Raw genomic sequence first — 19,023 nt, 5'->3', positions numbered from 1 at the left:
TACATCCCCCTTCAGCCATTTTTGATTATCCAGCTTTCACCTTCTCTTCCGTCTCATCGACTTTAGCAGGTTTCTTACTCCAATAGGTTGCCAGGATCGGACCTGATATATTATGCCAGACTGCACCGATTACGCTTGGAAGTGCAGCAAGTGGACCAAAATGGGCGGTGGCAAGTGCCACACCGAGTCCTGAGTTCTGCATGCCGACCTCTATGGAAATCGCCCTTCTATCCCCTTCCTTCAGTTTCATGATGATGGCGGCCACATACCCCAAGGTCAGACCGAGCAGATTATGAAGCATCACGGCAACAAAGATGATTGTTCCGGAAGTACGGATGCTCGGGGCGTTGGCAGAAACGACGGCTGTTACGATCGTCATGATGGCGAGTACCGAGATCAGCGGGATGATATCGAGACTCTTCTCAACCAGTGCAGGCAGAAGCTTTTGGACGATGATACCAAGCGTGATCGGCACAATGATCACCTGGAAGATCGACAGGAACATGGCCACGGGATCCACCGGCATCCACTGTCCTGCCAGTCCAAGAAGGATCAACGGAGTAGCGATAGGGGCAATAAGGGTTGATAGCGACGTCATGGCGACCGACAAGGCAAGGTTCCCACGGGCAAGATAGACCATTACGTTTGAAGCTGTCCCGCCCGGTACCGAGCCTAGAAGGACAAGTCCCGCAGCCAATTGATCTGAGAGGCCGAGAAGGTTGGCAATCAGAAGCGCACCGAGGGGCATGATCAAGAACTGTGCCAGGATCCCGACGATGACCGGAAGCGGCTTCTTCACAACCAACTGAAAATCAACCGGTTTTAGCGTCAGCCCCATCCCGAACATGACCACACCGAGGAGGATCGTGATATACCCGCCAAGGGGAAGGAACGGTGCCGGGATGAAATAGGCCACGACCGCTACAAGGATGACCCAGAAGGCAAAGTACTTACCTGCAGCCCTGCTGATGGTCTCAAGGATCTTCATTGTCCCACCTCCTTCTGTTTGATCAGCTTGTTGGGATTGAAGATCCCCTTGGGGTCGAGGGCTTCCTTGATCCGCTCCATCACCCGCAGTGAATCACCGTGCTCCATTTCCTGATACTTTTGCTTCCCTACCCCGACGCCGTGCTCACCCGTACAGGTACCCCTGCGCTCGAGGGCATATTCAACGATCTCTTGGTTGAACTGTGCGGCTTTCTCCACTTCCTGAGGATCCTCCATATCGATCATGAGGAGCACATGGTAGTTTCCATCGCCTACATGACCGAGTATGCCACCTGTGAGTCCGAGGGTATCAAGCCTCTGCCTGGCGTCCCTGATGGCCCCGGAAAGCTCGGATATCGGCACGCAGACATCGGTCACCATCATCTTTTTGCCTTTGTTTCCATGAATATAGGCGTATGCAAGATTATGACGGGCATCCCATAATCGATTCCTTGCCCCTTGGTCCGTTTCAAAGTCAATAGACTCACACCCATGATCAGCGACGATTTCCTTTGTGAATTCCACATCCTGTGCGAGACCTGCTTCGTTCCCGTGAAACTCAAGGAAGAGCGTCGGCTTTTCACGATAATCCGTCTCACTGAATAGATTTGCCTGAACCATGGATGTTTCATCGAGAAGCTCGACCCTGGCAATCGGGACACCCGCCTGCAGGATCGATACAACGGCTTCCACAGCATCATCGAGCTCCTGGAATGCGGCTCTTGCCGCCACGATATGCTCTGGTATCCCGTATACTCTCAAGGTCAGTTCCGTTATGCATCCGAGCGTTCCTTCAGACCCTACAAACAAACTGTTGAGATGGTAACCCGAGGAAGATTTCTGTGCAAGGTTCCCGGTATGTATGATACTACCGTCGGGAGTCACCACCTCCAGATCACGGACCTGGTCACGCATGACCCCATATTTTACTGAAGTTGTCCCGCTGGCATTAGTGGCCGCCATCCCACCAAGGGTCGCATCGGCCCCGGGGTCGACGGAAAAGAACAATCCATGTTTCTTGAGTTCCTTATTGAGCTGGGAGCGTGTCACACCCGGCTGCACGGTAACCAAAAAATCCTTCTCCCTTACTTCCACTATCTCATTCATTCCGGAGAAATCGATCGTGATTCCCCGGTCATACGGAATGACATGTCCTTCCAGACTTGTTCCAAGTCCAAATGGGATCACCGGTACTTCGTGAGCAGCCGCTGTCTTCACGATGGCCCTTACGTCTTCTGCACAAGAGGGGAAGACCACGAAATCAGGATTACTCGGTTCGTGATAGGACTCATCTCTCCCGTGCTGCTCCCTCACTGTTATATTGGTTGATATCTGGTCTTTCCCCAGTACGTTCTGAAGTTCTTCATATAATGTTTCTGTGTCTGTGTTCATATGCTTCTCCTCCTGATGATGGTTATTGTCGAATTATACCTAATAATCAGAATTTTACAATGATCTGAGAGGAACTTTTTTCAAAAACTTCTCACTTAGCGATTATCATACAAAAAAACCGTCCCCAGACTACCTTAGGGGACGGAGCATCCTCAATTATTTTCTTCCTGTTCCATCATCGCTTCATTGACAAAGTCAATGACTTTCGTACCATAATCTGTTTCATTAACAAGGAATCCTTCCGTATGACCTGCTTCCGGGACGATCCACATGTCCTTTTTCCCTCCGGCTGCCTTATAGATTTCCGTTGCCATCTCCGTTGGGACCAGTTCATCTTCAGCTCCGTGAATGATCAGGAGGGGGAGATCATTCTTCTTTACCTGCTCGACAGCAGATGCCTCTTTGAAAGAGTACCCTGCCCGGATCTTGGTGACGATGGAAGTGGCGTCAACAAGGGGGAAGGCTGGCAGATCATAGAGGTATTTCAGCTGATGGGCAAGCTCGTCCTCCAGATTCGTATACGCACTATCGGAAATGATCCCTTTCACTTCCGGCGGCAGATCTTCTCCACTCGTCATCAGGACAGTGGATGCCCCCATGGAAAACCCGTGAAGGAAGATTGCTTCCTCCCCCTTCTCCTTGACGAGGAAATCGATCCATTTCACATAATCGAGCCGGTCTGGCCAGCCATACCCGATATAGTCGCCTTCACTATCCCCGTGTCCCCTCGCATCGGGCTTAAGGATGTTATAGCCTTGGCGATAATAAAACCGTGTCACCTCCGGAAGCTGGTCACTGTTTCCCTTGTATCCGTGGGCAAGAACGACCGTCTTTCCGTTCGGATACTTATTCTTGAGGTACAGGCCTTTCAAGGTCAGACCGTCGTCTGATTGGATGGATACCTGTTCGAATTTTTGCCTGCTCGTCCAACTGCGCAGTTCTTCCAGCCTTTTTTGTTCTTCTTCCAATGCGCTCACAGCTTCCACCGCCTCATCCGTTCCTCCGTAGAGCTGGACAACACCGCTGTTGCGGCTGATGGCAAGATCATATATATAGTTACCCGCAAGCCCCAGGACGATGACAACGAGGGCCAACAATGAACCGATCAACCAAATGATTCGTCTTTTCATCACTCGTTCTCCTTCGATCGTCAGTCATCTCATGGAAGCCTGTCAATGGTAAGTAGGATCACCCGTCAGTTGTGGAAAGGGTATCTTCCGAAGATTTCTGAACTAGATTGTCTCTACCCCTTTTTCCCTTATTCCCTACGCAGTTAAACCCTATTATGTGTTGAAGATGAAGGCACGGGAGAGATGATCATTCCACAAATGGAACATGCCTCCATACCTGTAAGGATTCACTACCACCTGAAAAAAAGCATCCGGTTCACCCGGATGCTTTTTCATCTGTGACGAGCTCTGTATAAACGACCAGGCGCTCGACATAATTATGAATATCGTGGTCAAAATATCCTGTGCATGTAATGATATTAAGACCGATATGATCTCCCGGCCCGAAAATCTTCCGAAGGGGGGCATCATCTTTCAGATAGGCTTGTTTATCCTTCACCTCAAAGACGAGTTCTTCATCATCCTTTCCCTTCAGGATGATCCTGTCCCCCTTCTTGATATTTTTCAGGTCGAAAAAGACCGCAGGCTGCTTTTCGTCATCGACATGCCCTGCCAGGACGGCATTTCCCCGTTCCCCGGGACGAATCCCAGGTGAGAACCAGGCGACATCCTTCCCGTTTTTGGGAAGCTCCATATTCCCTTCCTTATCCAGACCGAATGCTTTCACAGGGGCATCGATATCAAGTGAAGGGATCGTAATCGATTCCGGAGTGATCGATTGTTCATCATCCTGCACGTTGGCTGTTTGAACAGCAGGCTTCACCGCTTGTACCTTTTGGACGGGTTCATCCGCTTCCGGTGCAGTGGAAGGGTCATTGGAGCATGCGGCCAGAAGCAACGGGATGAACAGGACAACCGCGATCCGCTTCATTAAGAAGAGAATAATTTTTTACGGTTGATGAATAGTAGTGCTCCTCCACCAAGCACTGCAACAGCTGCTACGATCGGAAGCATTGTATTTTGATCAGCCGCTCCTCCCATACCGGTTTCAGGCATTCCACCTGGCATGAGCGTGTAATCTTTCAATACAAGTACTTCAAGTTTGTCTGCTGTATTGATGGCAAACACACTGTATACGGTATTTTCAGCTAGTTCTGTTCCGGAAAGATCCAATACTTGCTCTCCTTCAGGTGTGCGGATTTCAAGATCATACGTTCCAGGATCCAATTCCTGATAATCCGTGATGGCTTTGAATTCTGCTCCTTCGAACAACGCATCTCCATCCTTCAGTCCAACATCGACTGTTGGTGCATCAGGGGATAAATGGCCGACCCTTACTTTTGTCTTGCCTTCGGTTACGTCCATGGAATCATTGGCTACGACAAGTTCAAGATTCTCAAGGGTATTGGCGGCTGCGACCGTGTAAGCCATACCAGCTTCAACAGTAAGATCTTGTGAAATCACCGGATCTTCCTTTGTTCCAGCTGCAAAGATCTCCACTTTGTGGTCACCTGCAGGAAGCTCCATATAGTCAGTGGCGGCTTTGAATTCTGCTCCCTCAACCACTGCATTACCATCTACATAAACATCGACAGCCGGTGCGTCAGGGGATGCGTGCACGATTCGCACCATGGCATCTCCATCTGCCGCAAAAGCAGCTCCCGATACACCAAACGTCATCAACACTGCGACCAACATTGCAAAAAGCTTTTTCATTCACTCCACTCCTTGTATATGTTTTATGCAAGGTTTGATCGAACCTTGTACATCTAATGTATAACGGTTACATTTTTCCTGCAACTCTAAACCTGCCGATTGAGCACATTGGATGTGCTGATCCATTCGGAACCCTGAATCCGCCCTTTTCCGGTCCGTTCTTTCCATTTTTCATTGACATTTCTAAAGAGCAGGATATACAATGTTCCTTAAACATTTTAATAGCAGCATGAGTGTTCTCGTATAATATTGGAAATATGGTCCAAAAGTTTCTACCAAACTACCGTAAATGGTTTGACTACGAGGAGACAGGGGCCGTATGCCCTGTCCTTCTCCAACGTCGAACCCTGGGTGAACCCCGGGGCTTTTTGTTTATAAAGGAGAGAAAACGTTGATGAAAAAGACTGATTTGACAAGACGGATACAGGCAGCCGCCGGTACTGCCACGGCTGATATCGTGATAAAGAATGCCCGAATCATAGATGTATTCAACAGGGAGATCGCAGAAGGTGATGTCGCGATCACAGATGGCATCATCGTGGGAATCGGAAACTACCAAGGAAAGGAAACGATTGATGCAGAAGGGAAGTGGCTCTGCCCTTCGTTCATCGATGGTCACGTGCATATCGAATCATCCATGGTACCGCCATCGGAATTTGCAAAAGTGGTCCTCCCCCATGGTGTGACAACGGTCATCACCGACCCGCATGAGATCGGGAATGTCTCAGGAGTCGAAGGCATACAGTTCATGCTCGATGATTCAGAAAACCTTCCACTTGATGCGTTGACCATGCTGCCATCCTGTGTACCTGCAACGCCATTTGAGAATTCGGGAGCGGAACTTGGCGCTGATGACCTTGGCCCACTCTTCGAGCATGATCGCGTCATCGGGCTTGCCGAAGTGATGGATTATCCTTCCCTGCGATCAGCCTCCCCCGGCCTTATAGACAAGATTGCCTTGACCTCTGAGTACAGCCGTCTTGTCGACGGCCATCTGGCCGGTCTTCCCCAGGAAGCCATCAATGTGTACCGTGCAGCAGGCGTATCAACCGACCATGAGTGCAATACAGTGGAAGACGCAAAGGCAAGACTCCGACGGGGAATGTACCTTCTCATCCGTGAAGGGTCCGTGGCGAAGGATCTGAAAAAATTGCTACCTGTAGTGAATGAACGGAATGTGCGCCGTTGTCTGTTCTGCACGGACGACAAGCATCTTGATGATCTCGTCGAAGAAGGAAGCATCGATCACAATATCCGCCTGGCCATCGGTGAAGGGATGGACCCTCTCATGGCCATTCAAATGGCCACGCTGAATGCAGCGGAATGTTATGGTCTCTACACCAAGGGGGCCATCGCACCTGGATTCGATGCCGATTTCCTCCTTCTTGACGATCTAAATGCCTTGCGCATCGCTTCTGTCTATAAAGGAGGGCGCCTGGTTGCCCGGGACGGGGAGACCCTTTCCATCAATGGTGGGAATATAACCCCGCCCATGTCATTGGCCGATACCCTCCACTTTCCTGATGTAGCGGCAGAAGACCTTTCAATCCGAATGGATGGCGGCAGCACAGCAAACGTCATTCAGATCATCCCGAATCAGCTTCAAACCATTAAACGGGTCGAGACCGTGGACACAGCCGGAGGTATCTTCTCCGTTTCGATTGAAGATGATCAATTGAAGATGGCCGTGGTGGAGAGGCATCACGCAACAGGCAATATCGGGCTCGGCATCGTCAAGGGCTTCGGACTGAAGGCAGGGACCATTGCTACGACGGTTGCCCATGATTCACATAATCTTGTTGCCGTCGGTACCAACGATTCCGACCTGCTTGCCGCCATCAAGGCTCTGCGCGACATGAAGGGCGGACTTGTAATGGTGAAGGACGGATCGGTGATTGCATCCCTCTCCCTTGAGATCGGGGGATTGATGTCCAGTGCCGGTCATGTAGAAGTACTCAAGGGGCTGGAGGAGCTTAATACGTCCTTGAAGGATATCGGATTCACTGGAGATTTCAATCCTTTCCTCACCCTGTCCTTCCTGACCTTACCCGTCATCCCGAGCATCAAGCTCACCGACCTCGGCCTGTTCGACGTCGATGAGATGAAGCATATCCCGGTCCGTGCAGAAGGTTGAACGTGAGGATGTTCTGAAGCCGTCCGTTCCTTTCCGCTGCAGGTACTTGCTTTCCGCGGGGAGGAAGTCGAGCCTCCTCGGCTGAAGAGCGCCTCCGGGGTCTCGATCATTCCTCCATTTCCGCAGGAGTCAAGCGCCTTCCGCTCCAATCCACTCAGTAATGGCAAGAACATCTGCACGATCCTTCAAGCTTTTCGACCACTAACTTGAAGCCATCCGACACAAAAAATCCGAACGCATTCGATATCTTGGAGACTATCGAATGATCGTTCGGATTTTTTTGTGGACAAGGGTTGTATGAGATTATTCTTTCGGTTCTTGACTCTCTTCCGTTTCGTCGCTTTCTTTCGCAGCCGCTGCTTCCGCGTGATTCGGCTGGGACGCGACCGGCTGGTTGACTTCGATTTTCTGTGTACGATTGGCGTAGGATTTCAAGAGGTCTCCCACGTCGATCCCCGTCATTTCCTTCAACGGCTCCTGCATGTCAAGCATGGTGCGGGTGATGCTTTTCCCGAAAGACGGGACACCCTGGCCGTTGCCTGAGTCAATGATCTTCACAGAGTCGATATTATTAAGCGGCTGTGCAATCTTCTCGGCGAAGACCGGTAGCATCTCGATGAGTTTCTCGGTGATGATGACATCTCCGTGTTTCTCCATCGCTTCTGCCAATAGCTTACGTGATTCCGCTTCGGCCTTACCGCGCTCCCTGATGACATCTGCTTCTGCGGATCCTTCTTCCCTGCGGATCTTCGCTTTTGCTTCCCCGTCGATTTCAGCTTTGCGTGCTTCGGCTTCCGCTTTACGGGTCGTTTCATAGTACTCGGCATCGGCTTTGGTTTTTCTCACTTTGGATTCTTCGGCCTCGAGCTTGACGGCACGTTCCCTTTCGAGGAATTGAAGAGTCAATTCTTCTTCTTTTACTTCCTTGGCAAGTTTTGCTCTTTCCAGTTCATAGGACTGCTCTGATTTCGCCCGTGCACGTTCTGTTTCTTCCTTGAAGGAGGCATCCTTGATGTCCTTTTCCTTCTTGGATTCTGCAATCGTGATCTGGCGTTTGTATTCTTCCTCTTTTGCCTCTTGATCGGTCTGGGCACGGTGAATCCGTGTTTCACGTTCCGTGTTGGCCTCGGCGATTTCAGCCAGCTTGCGCACTTCGGCAATCCTTGGACGACCCAGATTTTTTAAGTATCCATTTTCCTCATCCGCATCGCGGATGTCTGTCAACCCGAGAGATGTGATTTTGAAGCCCATGAGATCAAGCTGTTGCTGTGCGATTTCCTGCACATCGGCATTGAATTTCTCACGGTTGCTGTTAATGTCTTCAACCGTCATTTTTGATAGGATGGCACGCAGATTGCTTCCCAATACTTCAATGATCTCATCTTCGATTTCCTTTTGATCTTTTCCGAGGAACTGCTCGGCGTAGTTGGCGATTCCGTTCAGTGAATCGGCCACCTTCACCATGGCCACGGCATCTGCCACGATCGGGACGCCTCCGTTCGTATACACACGCGGCGTCGATAGTTTGAGCTGGAATGACGTAAGGTTTACCGGAGTGGACGTCTGGAATCGACGCAGCCTGTATCCTCCACCTCTGATGATTTTCATCGATCGTCCTTCACTATCGGTGAATATATTCGTTTCTTTCTCCGGATCACCCAATCTCGGTCCAGTGATGATAAGTGCCTGATTCGACTTCGCCGTACGATAGCGGAAACGGATCCAGAAATAATAGCCGACCCCTGCGATTGCGGCGATGACCAATAGAGGGATGAGAATGACGAACACCCCTGCCAATGTTAATCCTGCCATGATAAAACCCCTTTCTGTTGATGGTTGATAAATAGATTGGAATATTCCTACACCACTATCTACGGAAGGACCTGCCAAAAAGTTTCAAGATTTGACGAAATGAATTATTTTCCACTATCCATTGTAAAGGATTCACTTGTGATTTCTACTCTCTCTGCCTTTTGATCTCGTACTCTTTTTTTCTTCATGGAAGGAACAAGCCCGTCCACCAGACCCCTCTTCAAGGTTGTACTGATGGAATTGACACACAGGATGCTGACGGCGAAGAACAGAAGTGGAGTGAGCACGATATGGACCCTGTTGAAGACTTCCTTGATATTGATGGCGATCGTCGCCCCCCACTCATTCGTCTCGGAAAAATAAACGAGGTCCTGGGTCATGACTCCGACGTCCGCTATCTTCAATCCTCCGAGACACATGAGCATGACACCGAGCTGGATGATCAACGCCAGGGCTGCTGCAATCTGTTCTGAGAATAGCACCACAGAATGCCTCATGAACTGCGGGAACAGATGACGTCGCAGCAGATGGAAGCGATTAGCCCCCATGGTTTTTGATGCATCGATAAAGTCATTCTTCAAGAACAACTTCATTTCTTCCCCGAGATAGATTCCAAGAGAAGGAATCGTCACCAGGGCGATGACGGCAATCTGGATGGCAAAGTATTTACTTGATGACAAGACCTCCCCAGAGAAGGCGATTTCTAGGGGAATCAGGAGGATGAAGACGATGATCACGAGAGGAATATACTGAAACGCTTCGGTCACACCCTTCAGGATCCGATTGATCAAGGACGGAAGGAAGGCATATATGCACGCAAAAAGGAAGCCGAAGACCATTCTCAGAAGCGCAATGGCTACAGCAGCCAACAGGGTATACTTCGCTCCTGCCACTAATAGATAAAATAGATTCCTCCCAAGCACGTCCCCTCCGAACGGAGGCATCTCACTGATCGAGTAAGGAGGAGCTGCAATCACCCTGCCCTCATCGTTCTGCAAGTACTTAGTCTTTTCATCAAAGTCCGGATTCATATAAGGAAGTAAAAAGCTTGCCAGCACGAGTCCAGTCAGGAACAATACGGGCAGTGCGAGTCGTTTCAACATCCAAGGCTTCATGCGTGTTCACCCCCGAGCCAACGGCTCAAGATCCATGAACCGAGTTGGAATACAATGAAGAACGGTATGAATATCAGAAGCAGCCCGATAAAAAAGCCTGCAGGTACGGCGATTGCAGCGGTTGAGAGTGTCATCATGAATCCGTTGATGTTGAATAAGATCTCAATAATCAACAGATTCGACAGCATCAATAGGAAGATCGGCTTCAAATGAAGGAAGAAGTGAATCCATACATTCCTGAAAATATGCCTCCATACCGTATAAGACTTCCTGAACCCCTTGGCAAACGAAAATTCGACGTACGGCTTGTTTTCTTCTTCCTTCAGTTGAAAGATGAATTGCTTCACCAGGAAGACGACAGGGAGGAGCGACAGACAGAGAATCGGAAGGAAGTAGATCTTCTCCTCTCCGAATGCGTAAATCTCAAAGACCAGGAGACCCGTCTGCTTGAATAACCAGATGATGAAAAGCTGGAAACCGACGACGATGAATACATCGGGAAGGGCATCAACGGCATTCACGATTTTCATGGTGAAACGATAGCCCCTGCCCGGCAGCATCATGATGGAATAGCTGATGACGATGGCAAACGCCACGGCCACGAAAAACGCGGCAATCAGGATGGAAACGGAATATCCGTATGTTTTCCCGAATACGGTCGTGATGGGATAAACCTTATTGCCCTCTCCCCAAGGCATGGCGATCTGGGAAGGGTGGAGGATCTGATTGAAAATCTCCTTCAATCTTACACCGTAGTCTCCGAAATTGATGACAAGCTCGGTGTCATAGGATAACAGTGCTCCCAGACCGCTCAATAAAAATAAACCGATGATAACTAAAATAAAGTGTAGAGGAGTATATAGTACTCTCTTCATCTCTTCTCCCCTTTTCGTTTCCATATTTATGTAGAATCAAACTAAAAACAATGTTACAATACTGAAATGGAATTGTAAATATTATTCTGAATATACGAATAAGGGTGACACATATGAAATACGTAACGTTGATTTTAGCTGCCACGGCCGCGATGCTCCTTTCAGGCTGCAGGGTTTCATTTACCCCAACAGAGCAAGAAGCGTCCGCAGGGAATGGAATGGCGGCTGCACCGGAAGACACTCAGGTTCCCGAGCGTTCCGAGTTGATTGCGGCCACCATGCAGGTGGATAACCCCAAGGTGATCTTGAGGGCTCAAACCTCTCTTCCGCCGGGAACCGTCCTGAATGTAGAGATGAAGCCGTATGCGAAGGAAGATGCATTCGAGCAGATTGAAGCGGGTCAGGTGGAACCGGATCCCAAACCGGTCCTGACCTCAGAAGCCGTCATCGGTGACAATGGGGAGATGGAGCTTACAGTGCTGAGAAGACCCGATAATGAGAGCAGCTATCGTGTTGATCTCATGCTCATACCGGACAACCAGCCTGAAGAAGTCCAGACGGATGTGGAAGAGGCAATGGCAGATGGATCGGTTCCCGTCTATTCCAACGGAGAGGAAAGCAGTGGATTGCTGTTCTCTGCTATCATTTCAGAAGAGGAAGAATGGTACGGAAATCATTTCACGTCCGATATGCAACCTCCCGCCAACTAAAAAAGAGCCCAAGGGGCTCTTTTTTGATTCGTCTTCAATAATGGCCTTCGGCCCCGTCCTCTTCCGGCATCTGATACTTAGTGAAATAGGCACCGATGAGGAGGAAGGCAACAGACAGACCCCAACTGATCAGACCGATGAAATCAAACAGCAGGGCAAGGATATTCAAGACCCCGACGGATAAAAAACAGATCGGGGTAAGGGCCGATTTGATCCCGGTCATGCCATACGCCTTCCTTTTCCTTATGACGACCCTGATTGTCCAGAAGAAAATCGGGATGAAGAAGATCGCCAGCAGTATGTCGAACATGATAAATGACCTCCTTGCTCCCAGTCTATCACACATGGAAGTGACGGGGGATCATCCATTGAACCATTTCTTTCGGTAATACTTGAAGGACCCCTCATCCACGTCCCTCTTTTCCATGTTCCCGTCCTTCCATTCCGTCAACGACCCCTCTGTAAGGGTGATGCTGCCCGATTCTGTCCGCTTTGTTAGGAGCGGTGACCGGTTGAAGGGTGATTCCGGATGAACAGACACTGTCTTTTGAACTTCTGCCAGTTCACGCAGATCGGTTACGGGTCTTGTTGTGTCGAATGCATACCCGTTCTGCCACTCGTCGGATTTGTGCGACAGCTTCATTTGGAGGATATAATCACCATGGGGCGTGTGTTCTTTTGCCACCCTGAATCCTCCATTTGCAGACGTTACGACTTCACCCGTGAGGGGGACCGGTTTCAGCGGGATATTCCCTCCGAACCCGCCGTCCACTACCCAGCTTTCTCCTCCATGCTCAAGAAGGATCAGGACATGGGTCCGTCCGATATCATGGAAATCCCCTTTCCCCTGATGATAGACGACTCCCCTTACAAGCGTGACACTGAAGTCCGCCTCCTCGAGATAGAGGTATAACAGACCGTTCAAGTCGTAGCACAGTCCGCCCTCACCTCGCACCAGGATCTTCTCCTTCAAGGTTTGTTCCGAGAATGGTGTGAGCCGACCTTCTATGATGGCCATATTCTCAAAGGGAACCGCCTTGGCAAATGCCTCTAGAAGGACTGGCATATCTGCAAAAGCGGGTGACCAACGCTCTTCCATACCGATTCTACGATTTACGTCTTGCTGTAAATTCTTCATGTTCTTTCCTCCTGCCATATTCGTTCCTATTAGTATGGCAGGATTCCATTCATTTAGCAGTACATATGCTTATCCATACTTTGTCAGGTAGCGGCTGATGGTTACCATGGGCCAGATCCACTGGTAGCTGTGATAATGGATATAAAGATTTCCCGGTAAGCCCGCACCGGTAGGGTAATCATCCTTTTCCTCCAACAGTTCAAGCAGGGTCTGCATGCCTGTATCAATGGCAGGTGTCGGTCCTTCCTCCAATGAGATGAGGGCGTCCAGTGCCCACGCCGTCTGGGAAATGGTTGCTTTATAAAGGGGGATATAATGCTTCACTTGGTCGCTGAGACATGATTCCCCCCATCCGCCGTCACGGCGCTGGATTTTTTCAAGCCACTGTTTGGCAAGGACAAGATGACGGTCATCCCCCGGCACACCGACGGCCCTCATGCCTGTCACCGCCGCCCAGGTCCCATATATATAGCAGACTCCCCATCTCCCGTACCAGGAGCCATCGATCTCCTGTGCTTTCTTCAGCCAACTGATTCCTTTCTTGATTCCCCTGCGGTTCCTCTTCAGTCCCGCATAGTTACCTAGGAACTCAAGCGCCCTTCCTGTAAGATCGGGCGTGGAGGGGTCGATGGCCGCTGCTTCTGCCCCGTTGATGGGAAAGAGCGTGAGGAGCTCATTCGTCTTGTTCGGTTCAAAAGCCGGCCATCCGCCATCGGAATTTTGCATCCCTACCATAAAGTCCACTCCCCGCTGCCAGGAGTCCCGCATGTCAGGCCGGCCGGCTGCTGCTGATGTCAGGGCCCTCAAAGCAGCAGACGTATCATCCACATCAGGGTGAATCGTATTACCCGCGGTGAATCCCCAGCCCCCCGGGGCTACCGGGGACTCCATTCCCCAATCCCCATATCGGAACTGCTGATGCTTCTGCAAAAATTGTATGGATTTCCGAATGGATTCATCGGCAGCCGATCTCCCCGCCGACTGAAGGGCATAGGACAATAACGCCGTGTCCCATATGGAGGATGGGGAATTCTGTTGATGATAGCCCCTTTCCGTCTTAAGGATCATCGCCTTCAATCCTTCAACGCATTTCTCGATCAACGGATCATCCTTGCGATACCCGATGGACAGGAGTGCATAGATCATGAAGAAGCTTGAGCTGAAGTATTTCATATAGGTCCCGTCAGGCTCGATCCTTTCCAGCATATAGTCCCGCGTGAACTGTTCGGCACGCTCCTTGAGGGATGAAGACAGTCCTCCCATGCTTCCAAGAGCACCGGAGATCTTATTCAGGAAGTGCCTCTCCCCGTCAGGTATTCGCTCTTCCCCTTCCCGGTTCATCGCCTTCAATTCCCCTGCGATTCCCTGCGGACCGTGTGCGTACCCTCGGCTTTTCAATAACAGGATCGGAGCCATATGGGCCCTGGCATAGCTTGAAAAGTCCCAGAATCCCACGGGTGAGGAAGGAGGAATAAGGACGAACTCAATCGGGACCGGAAGAACCTTTTTCCACTTCATTCCGCCGAGTATCGCCAGCATGAAGCGGGTAAGGGAGTGAGCTTTTCCTACACCGCCGTTATCCTGGATGAAACGCTTAGCACGTGTGATCCTCTCATCATTTTCTTTTATTCCGCTCATCCGCAGGGCGACATACGCTTCGATTGTAGAGGAAAGATTACCTTCCTCTTCATCCTTGAACAGTTTCCACGTCCCTTCTCTCGTTTGCAGACAGAAGAGACGCTCCACAAGTTTATCCACCCACTGGTCTTCCCTTCGACCCAGGCTACAGAGAAGAATGATCATGAACGCATCGGTCATGGGGCTGTTTTCAAAACAAAACGTCCAGCTTCCGTCAGGATTTTGACGCTGTTCTAGTTGTTCTGCCATCCTGTCCAACTTGGACCTCATCCGTTTCTTCACAGTGCCACCCCCCTTTTGCTCGGTCTCATCACATGTATATGTCAGGGTAGGCCGTGGTAGAAATAATCAAAAAGGACCCCGGACATCAATCCGGGGACCCTTCTTCCGTGCCATACGTTTCAAGGAGATCCGGGTAGTCGAGCATTTCCTTTTTCCCTTTATCCGTGAGCTCATATACACCTCTCTTGACCCTGTCGTACCATCCATAGTAATTTTTCTGAAGGATCAGTGGGGTTTTATCCCCTGTCCCGAGTTCTTTGAGGGATTTCGGTGAAAGGGGTCCATGGCGATCGAGCAGGACGGCAATGTGGATGCAGCTTTCTTTATAAGCCGTCATGATCTTCAGCTTATTGCTTCCCCCCACATTGTAATCCGCGCTCCTTCCTTCGATTTCCCTCACAAGTTGCGCACGCTTTTTCTTTCCATATGAAAGGCTTGCCTTCCGGTCAAAGGGAGCCGGATGATGCACGAATTCTAGTTTATCCCCCTTGGCATGGGGCGACACGGTGATCAACCCAAGCTCCAGCCTCCTCACCAAGTGACAGGCATCCCTCCACCTTTTGGACCTCGTCCGTTTCGGCCTCGGGACCGCTATGTATACCATATCTGTCAGTCTGAGCCTCTTGGCGGCCTGTACGAGAAGATCCACCGTAAGGGAAAGCTTCATCTCCACGATGATCAGCTCTTCCCCTTTCATGGCCGTTACATCACAATCCTTGACCTCTCCGTTGACACGGTAACCCAGTGAGTGGAAATGATCGCGTATAGGTGGATACAGATCGGACTCTTTCATATTGATCCTCCTATCAGGCACTGCCTGTTGATTGCAGATTCCTCTATGAATCTAGTGTTAGTGAAAAGTATAGACCATTTTCAGCAAATGAAAAACCTCTTGTCACTAAAAACCCCCCGGATCCTGAACGATCCGGAGGGCAGCCAATCATTTTCTTATTTTGTGGATTTCATCCGCGACGAATTGTACGGATGTACCGACGATTACCTGAATGCTATGTTCTCCTACAACATGTATGCCGGGCACACCTGTGCGCCTGATCCTGTTCTGATCCACGACGTCCATATTATCCACTTCGATTCGCAGACGGGTCACACAGTTATCAACGGATGTCACATTTTCGTCTCCACCAAGACCAGCATAGATCTCAGAGGCCATGGCTGAGAACTTATCTTCCTTTGATGTCTCAGGCTGAGCCGTCTCTTGTACGGCCTCTTCCAAGTCATCTTCTCCCCTTCCAGGTGTCTTCAGATTGAACTTCACGATCATGAAGCGGAATAGGAAGTAGTAAATCAGACCGAAGACGATTCCCTGCACGAGGAGCATGTAAGGTGCATTGGCGATCGGCAGTCTGGAACTCAATAAAAAGTCGATAAGTCCTGCCGAGAAACCGAATCCGGCCGTCCAATGGAAGAACGCCGCTACTGCAAGGGATAAGCCCATAAGCACCGCATGCACAAGGAACAGCACAGGTGCCGCAAACATGAAGGCAAACTCAAGGGGCTCTGTCACACCAGTGAAGAAGGATGCAAAACCAGCCGCAAGCATGAGGGACCCGATCTGCTTCTTCTTGCCAGGCTTTGCCGTATGGTAGATGGCAAGTGCCGCAGCCGGAAGACCGAACATCATGATCGGGAAGAATCCGGCCATGTACATGCCCGTAATGCCTTTATCCCCTTTTCCGGACCAGAAGTTCCCGATATCATTGATTCCCGCGACGTCGAACCAGAATACAGCGTTCAACGCGTGATGAAGTCCTGTCGGAATCAGCAGGCGGTTAAAGAACCCATAGAGTCCTGCACCGACATAGCTGAGGGAACTGATGGCCTCCCCGAAGGCGATCAATCCTGAGAAGATCAGCGGCCACAAGAAAAGCATGATGACGGAAACCACAAGCATGGATACGGCCGTCATGATCGGCACAAGCCGTTTGCCACTGAAGAAGGCGAAGGCATCAGGAAGCTTCACTTCACTGAAGCGGTTGAAGTTCCAAGCCGCTATGATCCCGCAAAGGATCCCGATAAACTGGTTGTTGATCTTTTCAAATGCAATATTGACAGAGCCAACGTCGACACCCTGAAGCATGGCCACACTATCCGGGGACAAAAGGGTCGTAATGATCAGGAAGGCCACCAGACCGCTGAGTGCCGCCGATCCATCTTTTACTTTTGTCATTCCGAGTGCAATCCCGATGGCAAACAGGAAGCCCATATTGCTAATCAGCGATTCGCCTCCCTTAATCAAGAAGGCAGCAAAGGGATTATTTCCTCCCCAACCGTCAGAATCGATCCAGTATCCGATCCCCATGAGAATGGCAGCCGCTGGAAGGACGGCAACCGGCAGCATAAGAGATTTACCGATTCGCTGCAAATAGTTCATCATACACATTTCCCCCTTTTTTCTTTAAGATGCTCAACACATTATAATTTCATAAACCGGGGCAATTCTATAGGAAAATGAACATAATGATAAATTGCCCATGCATCCACCTCTGACGAAGAGACGAACAGGACATAAAATCCTATAGTAGACGATATTCGCAGATTGTGCAATTTAGAAGAAAGGGGAATGGGTGTTTTTTAGGCTCCCATCACAAAAAAAGACCCTCCGGATTCCATATTCCGAAGAGTCTTTCCATCTCATTAAGGCAGCTGCGTCGTTCCCATCAGGTAGCGGTCACATTCCCTCGCCGCTTCCCTGCCTTCATTGATCGCCCATACGATCAGGCTTTGGCCGCGTCGCATGTCACCGGCGGCAAATACGCCTTCCACGTTGGTCCTGTAGTCGCCATATTCCGCCTTCACGGTTGAATTTTGGTTCGTTTCAAGTTCCATGGCCTTGATGAGATCCTGTTCAGGACCACTGAATCCGATCGCGAGAAGAACAAGGTCAGCAGGCCATGCCTTTTCACTACATGGGATTTCCTCACGGATTTTGTTGCCTTCTTCATCATAACGAAGCTTCACGTTGACCGTATGGACTTCCTTGATATGCCCGTTCTCGTCACCGACGAATCTTTTCGTCATGACGGCATAAGCCCGGGGGTCGGTACCGAATGTTTCCTCCGCTTCCTTCTGGCCGTATTCGACCCGGTGGATGACAGGATATTGCGGCCAGGGATTGCCCACTTCATCACGCATGGCACCTTTTTTATCGTAAATGTCGAACTGGGTGAGACTCTTGCAGTTGTGCCGAACGGAAGTAGCGAGACAGTCTGTTCCCGTATCCCCGCCTCCGATCACAATGACATTCTTGCCGGCGGCAGAGATATACTCCCCATCACCGTGGTTCGAATCCAACAGGCTCTTCGTATTGGAGTGCAGGAATTCCATGGCATAGTGGACGCCCTTCAGTGCACGCCCTTCCACCTGTACATCGCGATGGACTGCAGCTCCTCCGCACAGGATGACGGCATCGAAGTTTTCACGCAGCTGTTCGACGGTGTAGTCCTTCCCGACTTCTGTATTGGTCACAAAGTCGATCCCTTCTTCCTCAAGGATCTTGACCCTTCGCTCCACAACAGAATAGGGGAGCTTCATTTCAGGGATTCCGTAAGTAAGGAGACCACCCACGCGATCATGCTTCTCAAATACGGTTACAAGATGACCCGCTTTGTTCAGCTGGGCAGCAGACGCAAGCCCGGCAGGACCGGAACCGACGACGGCTACCCGCTTGCCCGTACGGTGCTCCGGCGGCTCAGGGATTACCCACCCTTCCTGGAATCCCTTCTCGATAATGGAACGTTCTACCGTACGGATGGCAACGGGCGGCTCGTTGATGCCTAGCACGCATGCCCCTTCACACGGTGCAGGGCATGCAAATCCCGTGAACTCAGGGAAGTTATTCATTTGGTGCTCTCTCTTCAGTGCTTCCTTCCATTGCCCCTGGTATACCAGATCATTCCATTCAGGGATCAAGTGATACACAGGACAACCCGTAGTGGAGCCATTGATTTCCATTCCCGATTGACAGGTGGGGACGCCGCAGTCCATGCAGCGCGCTCCCTGATTCCTGACTTCCTGTTCCGATAGGGGGAGTGTGTAGTCGTCCCAGTCCTTCGTCCTTTCCCCAGGATGCCTTTCCTTCAATGTTTGTCTACTATATTCCATAAAGCCAGTCGCTTTTCCCATGAGTCCCCCTC

16 protein-coding genes and 1 riboswitch are annotated in these 19,023 nt (G+C 50.3%); of the genes, 2 read left to right on the top strand and 14 right to left on the bottom strand.

Annotated features, from left to right (window positions below; all coding sequences use genetic code 11):
• Nucleotides 1-25: 25 nt before the first annotated feature.
• The 5 genes from D5E69_RS07195 to D5E69_RS07175 all read right to left on the bottom strand — a co-directional run bounded on the left by D5E69_RS07195 (nucleotide 26) and on the right by D5E69_RS07175 (nucleotide 5,165).
• Nucleotides 26-988: a bile acid:sodium symporter family protein gene (locus D5E69_RS07195; RefSeq protein ID WP_048005009.1), complete on the bottom strand. Its 963-nt coding sequence runs from the start codon at nucleotides 986-988 to the stop codon at nucleotides 26-28.
• Nucleotides 985-2,379, bottom strand: coding sequence for an FAD-binding oxidoreductase (locus D5E69_RS07190; protein ID WP_063191314.1), 1,395 nt, complete (start codon nucleotides 2,377-2,379; stop codon nucleotides 985-987). The genes D5E69_RS07195 and D5E69_RS07190 overlap by 4 nt, the downstream gene beginning before the upstream one ends.
• A 152-nt stretch (nucleotides 2,380-2,531) precedes the next feature.
• Nucleotides 2,532-3,509, bottom strand: a complete 978-nt coding sequence (locus D5E69_RS07185; RefSeq protein WP_187427103.1) for an alpha/beta hydrolase — start codon at nucleotides 3,507-3,509, stop codon at nucleotides 2,532-2,534.
• A gap of 256 nt (nucleotides 3,510-3,765) precedes the next feature.
• Nucleotides 3,766-4,380, bottom strand: a complete 615-nt coding sequence (locus D5E69_RS07180) for a class F sortase (RefSeq protein ID WP_048005012.1) — start codon at nucleotides 4,378-4,380, stop codon at nucleotides 3,766-3,768.
• Complete coding sequence (locus D5E69_RS07175; RefSeq protein ID WP_048005013.1) at nucleotides 4,380-5,165, bottom strand: DUF4397 domain-containing protein; 786 nt, start codon at nucleotides 5,163-5,165, stop codon at nucleotides 4,380-4,382. The genes D5E69_RS07180 and D5E69_RS07175 overlap by 1 nt, the downstream gene beginning before the upstream one ends.
• A gap of 219 nt (nucleotides 5,166-5,384) precedes the next feature.
• Nucleotides 5,385-5,486, top strand: a riboswitch (purine riboswitch).
• 73 nt (nucleotides 5,487-5,559) lie between these two features.
• On the opposite strand from D5E69_RS07175, the gene ade reads away from it, so the two are divergent.
• A complete protein-coding gene (gene ade / locus D5E69_RS07170; protein WP_048005617.1) occupies nucleotides 5,560-7,299 on the top strand; it encodes an adenine deaminase in 1,740 nt (579 codons plus the stop codon).
• A 303-nt stretch (nucleotides 7,300-7,602) separates the two neighbouring features.
• Here the strand turns inward: ade and D5E69_RS07165 are convergent, their stop codons facing one another.
• The 3 genes from D5E69_RS07165 to D5E69_RS07155 form a co-directional block, all read right to left on the bottom strand.
• Complete coding sequence (locus D5E69_RS07165; protein WP_048005014.1) at nucleotides 7,603-9,111, bottom strand: flotillin family protein; 1,509 nt, start codon at nucleotides 9,109-9,111, stop codon at nucleotides 7,603-7,605.
• 104 nt (nucleotides 9,112-9,215) lie between these two features.
• The gene (locus D5E69_RS07160; RefSeq protein WP_159129497.1) at nucleotides 9,216-10,226 is read right to left on the bottom strand and encodes an ABC transporter permease subunit; all 1,011 of its coding nucleotides are present in this window, start codon (nucleotides 10,224-10,226) and stop codon (nucleotides 9,216-9,218) included.
• Nucleotides 10,223-11,101 carry an ABC transporter permease subunit gene (locus tag D5E69_RS07155; RefSeq protein WP_159129496.1) on the bottom strand — a complete coding sequence of 293 codons (879 nt, stop codon included), beginning with the start codon at nucleotides 11,099-11,101 and terminating at the stop codon, nucleotides 10,223-10,225. Before D5E69_RS07155 ends, D5E69_RS07160 begins: the two co-directional genes overlap by 4 nt.
• A 113-nt stretch (nucleotides 11,102-11,214) precedes the next feature.
• Between D5E69_RS07155 and D5E69_RS07150 the strand changes: the two genes are divergently transcribed.
• Complete coding sequence (locus tag D5E69_RS07150; RefSeq protein WP_159129495.1) at nucleotides 11,215-11,811, top strand: hypothetical protein; 597 nt, start codon at nucleotides 11,215-11,217, stop codon at nucleotides 11,809-11,811.
• A 34-nt stretch (nucleotides 11,812-11,845) separates the two neighbouring features.
• On the opposite strand, the gene D5E69_RS07145 is transcribed toward D5E69_RS07150, so the two are convergent.
• The 6 genes from D5E69_RS07145 to D5E69_RS07120 all read right to left on the bottom strand — a co-directional run bounded on the left by D5E69_RS07145 (nucleotide 11,846) and on the right by D5E69_RS07120 (nucleotide 19,012).
• Nucleotides 11,846-12,121 carry a hypothetical protein gene (locus D5E69_RS07145; RefSeq protein WP_048016220.1) on the bottom strand — a complete coding sequence of 92 codons (276 nt, stop codon included), beginning with the start codon at nucleotides 12,119-12,121 and terminating at the stop codon, nucleotides 11,846-11,848.
• Between the two features lie 51 nt (nucleotides 12,122-12,172).
• Complete coding sequence (locus tag D5E69_RS07140) at nucleotides 12,173-12,949, bottom strand: arylamine N-acetyltransferase family protein (RefSeq protein WP_159129494.1); 777 nt, start codon at nucleotides 12,947-12,949, stop codon at nucleotides 12,173-12,175.
• 69 nt (nucleotides 12,950-13,018) lie between these two features.
• Nucleotides 13,019-14,869: a terpene cyclase/mutase family protein gene (locus tag D5E69_RS07135; RefSeq protein ID WP_249931577.1), complete on the bottom strand. Its 1,851-nt coding sequence runs from the start codon at nucleotides 14,867-14,869 to the stop codon at nucleotides 13,019-13,021.
• Between the two features lie 85 nt (nucleotides 14,870-14,954).
• The gene (locus tag D5E69_RS07130) at nucleotides 14,955-15,662 is read right to left on the bottom strand and encodes a DUF2161 domain-containing phosphodiesterase (protein ID WP_159129493.1); all 708 of its coding nucleotides are present in this window, start codon (nucleotides 15,660-15,662) and stop codon (nucleotides 14,955-14,957) included.
• 147 nt (nucleotides 15,663-15,809) lie between these two features.
• Entirely contained in the window at nucleotides 15,810-17,264 is a 1,455-nt protein-coding gene (nagE, locus tag D5E69_RS07125; RefSeq protein ID WP_159129492.1) for an N-acetylglucosamine-specific PTS transporter subunit IIBC, read from the bottom strand.
• Between the two features lie 260 nt (nucleotides 17,265-17,524).
• A complete protein-coding gene (locus D5E69_RS07120) occupies nucleotides 17,525-19,012 on the bottom strand; it encodes a glutamate synthase subunit beta (RefSeq protein WP_159129491.1) in 1,488 nt (495 codons plus the stop codon).
• Nucleotides 19,013-19,023: the final 11 nt, after the last annotated feature.

It is taken from the genome of Rossellomorea marisflavi, assembly GCF_009806575.1.
GTDB classification, from domain to species: Bacteria; Bacillota; Bacilli; order Bacillales; family Bacillaceae_B; genus Rossellomorea; species Rossellomorea marisflavi_A.
Note: the sequence above shows the minus strand (reverse complement) of the source record. Positions and strands in the feature narration are given on the sequence as shown.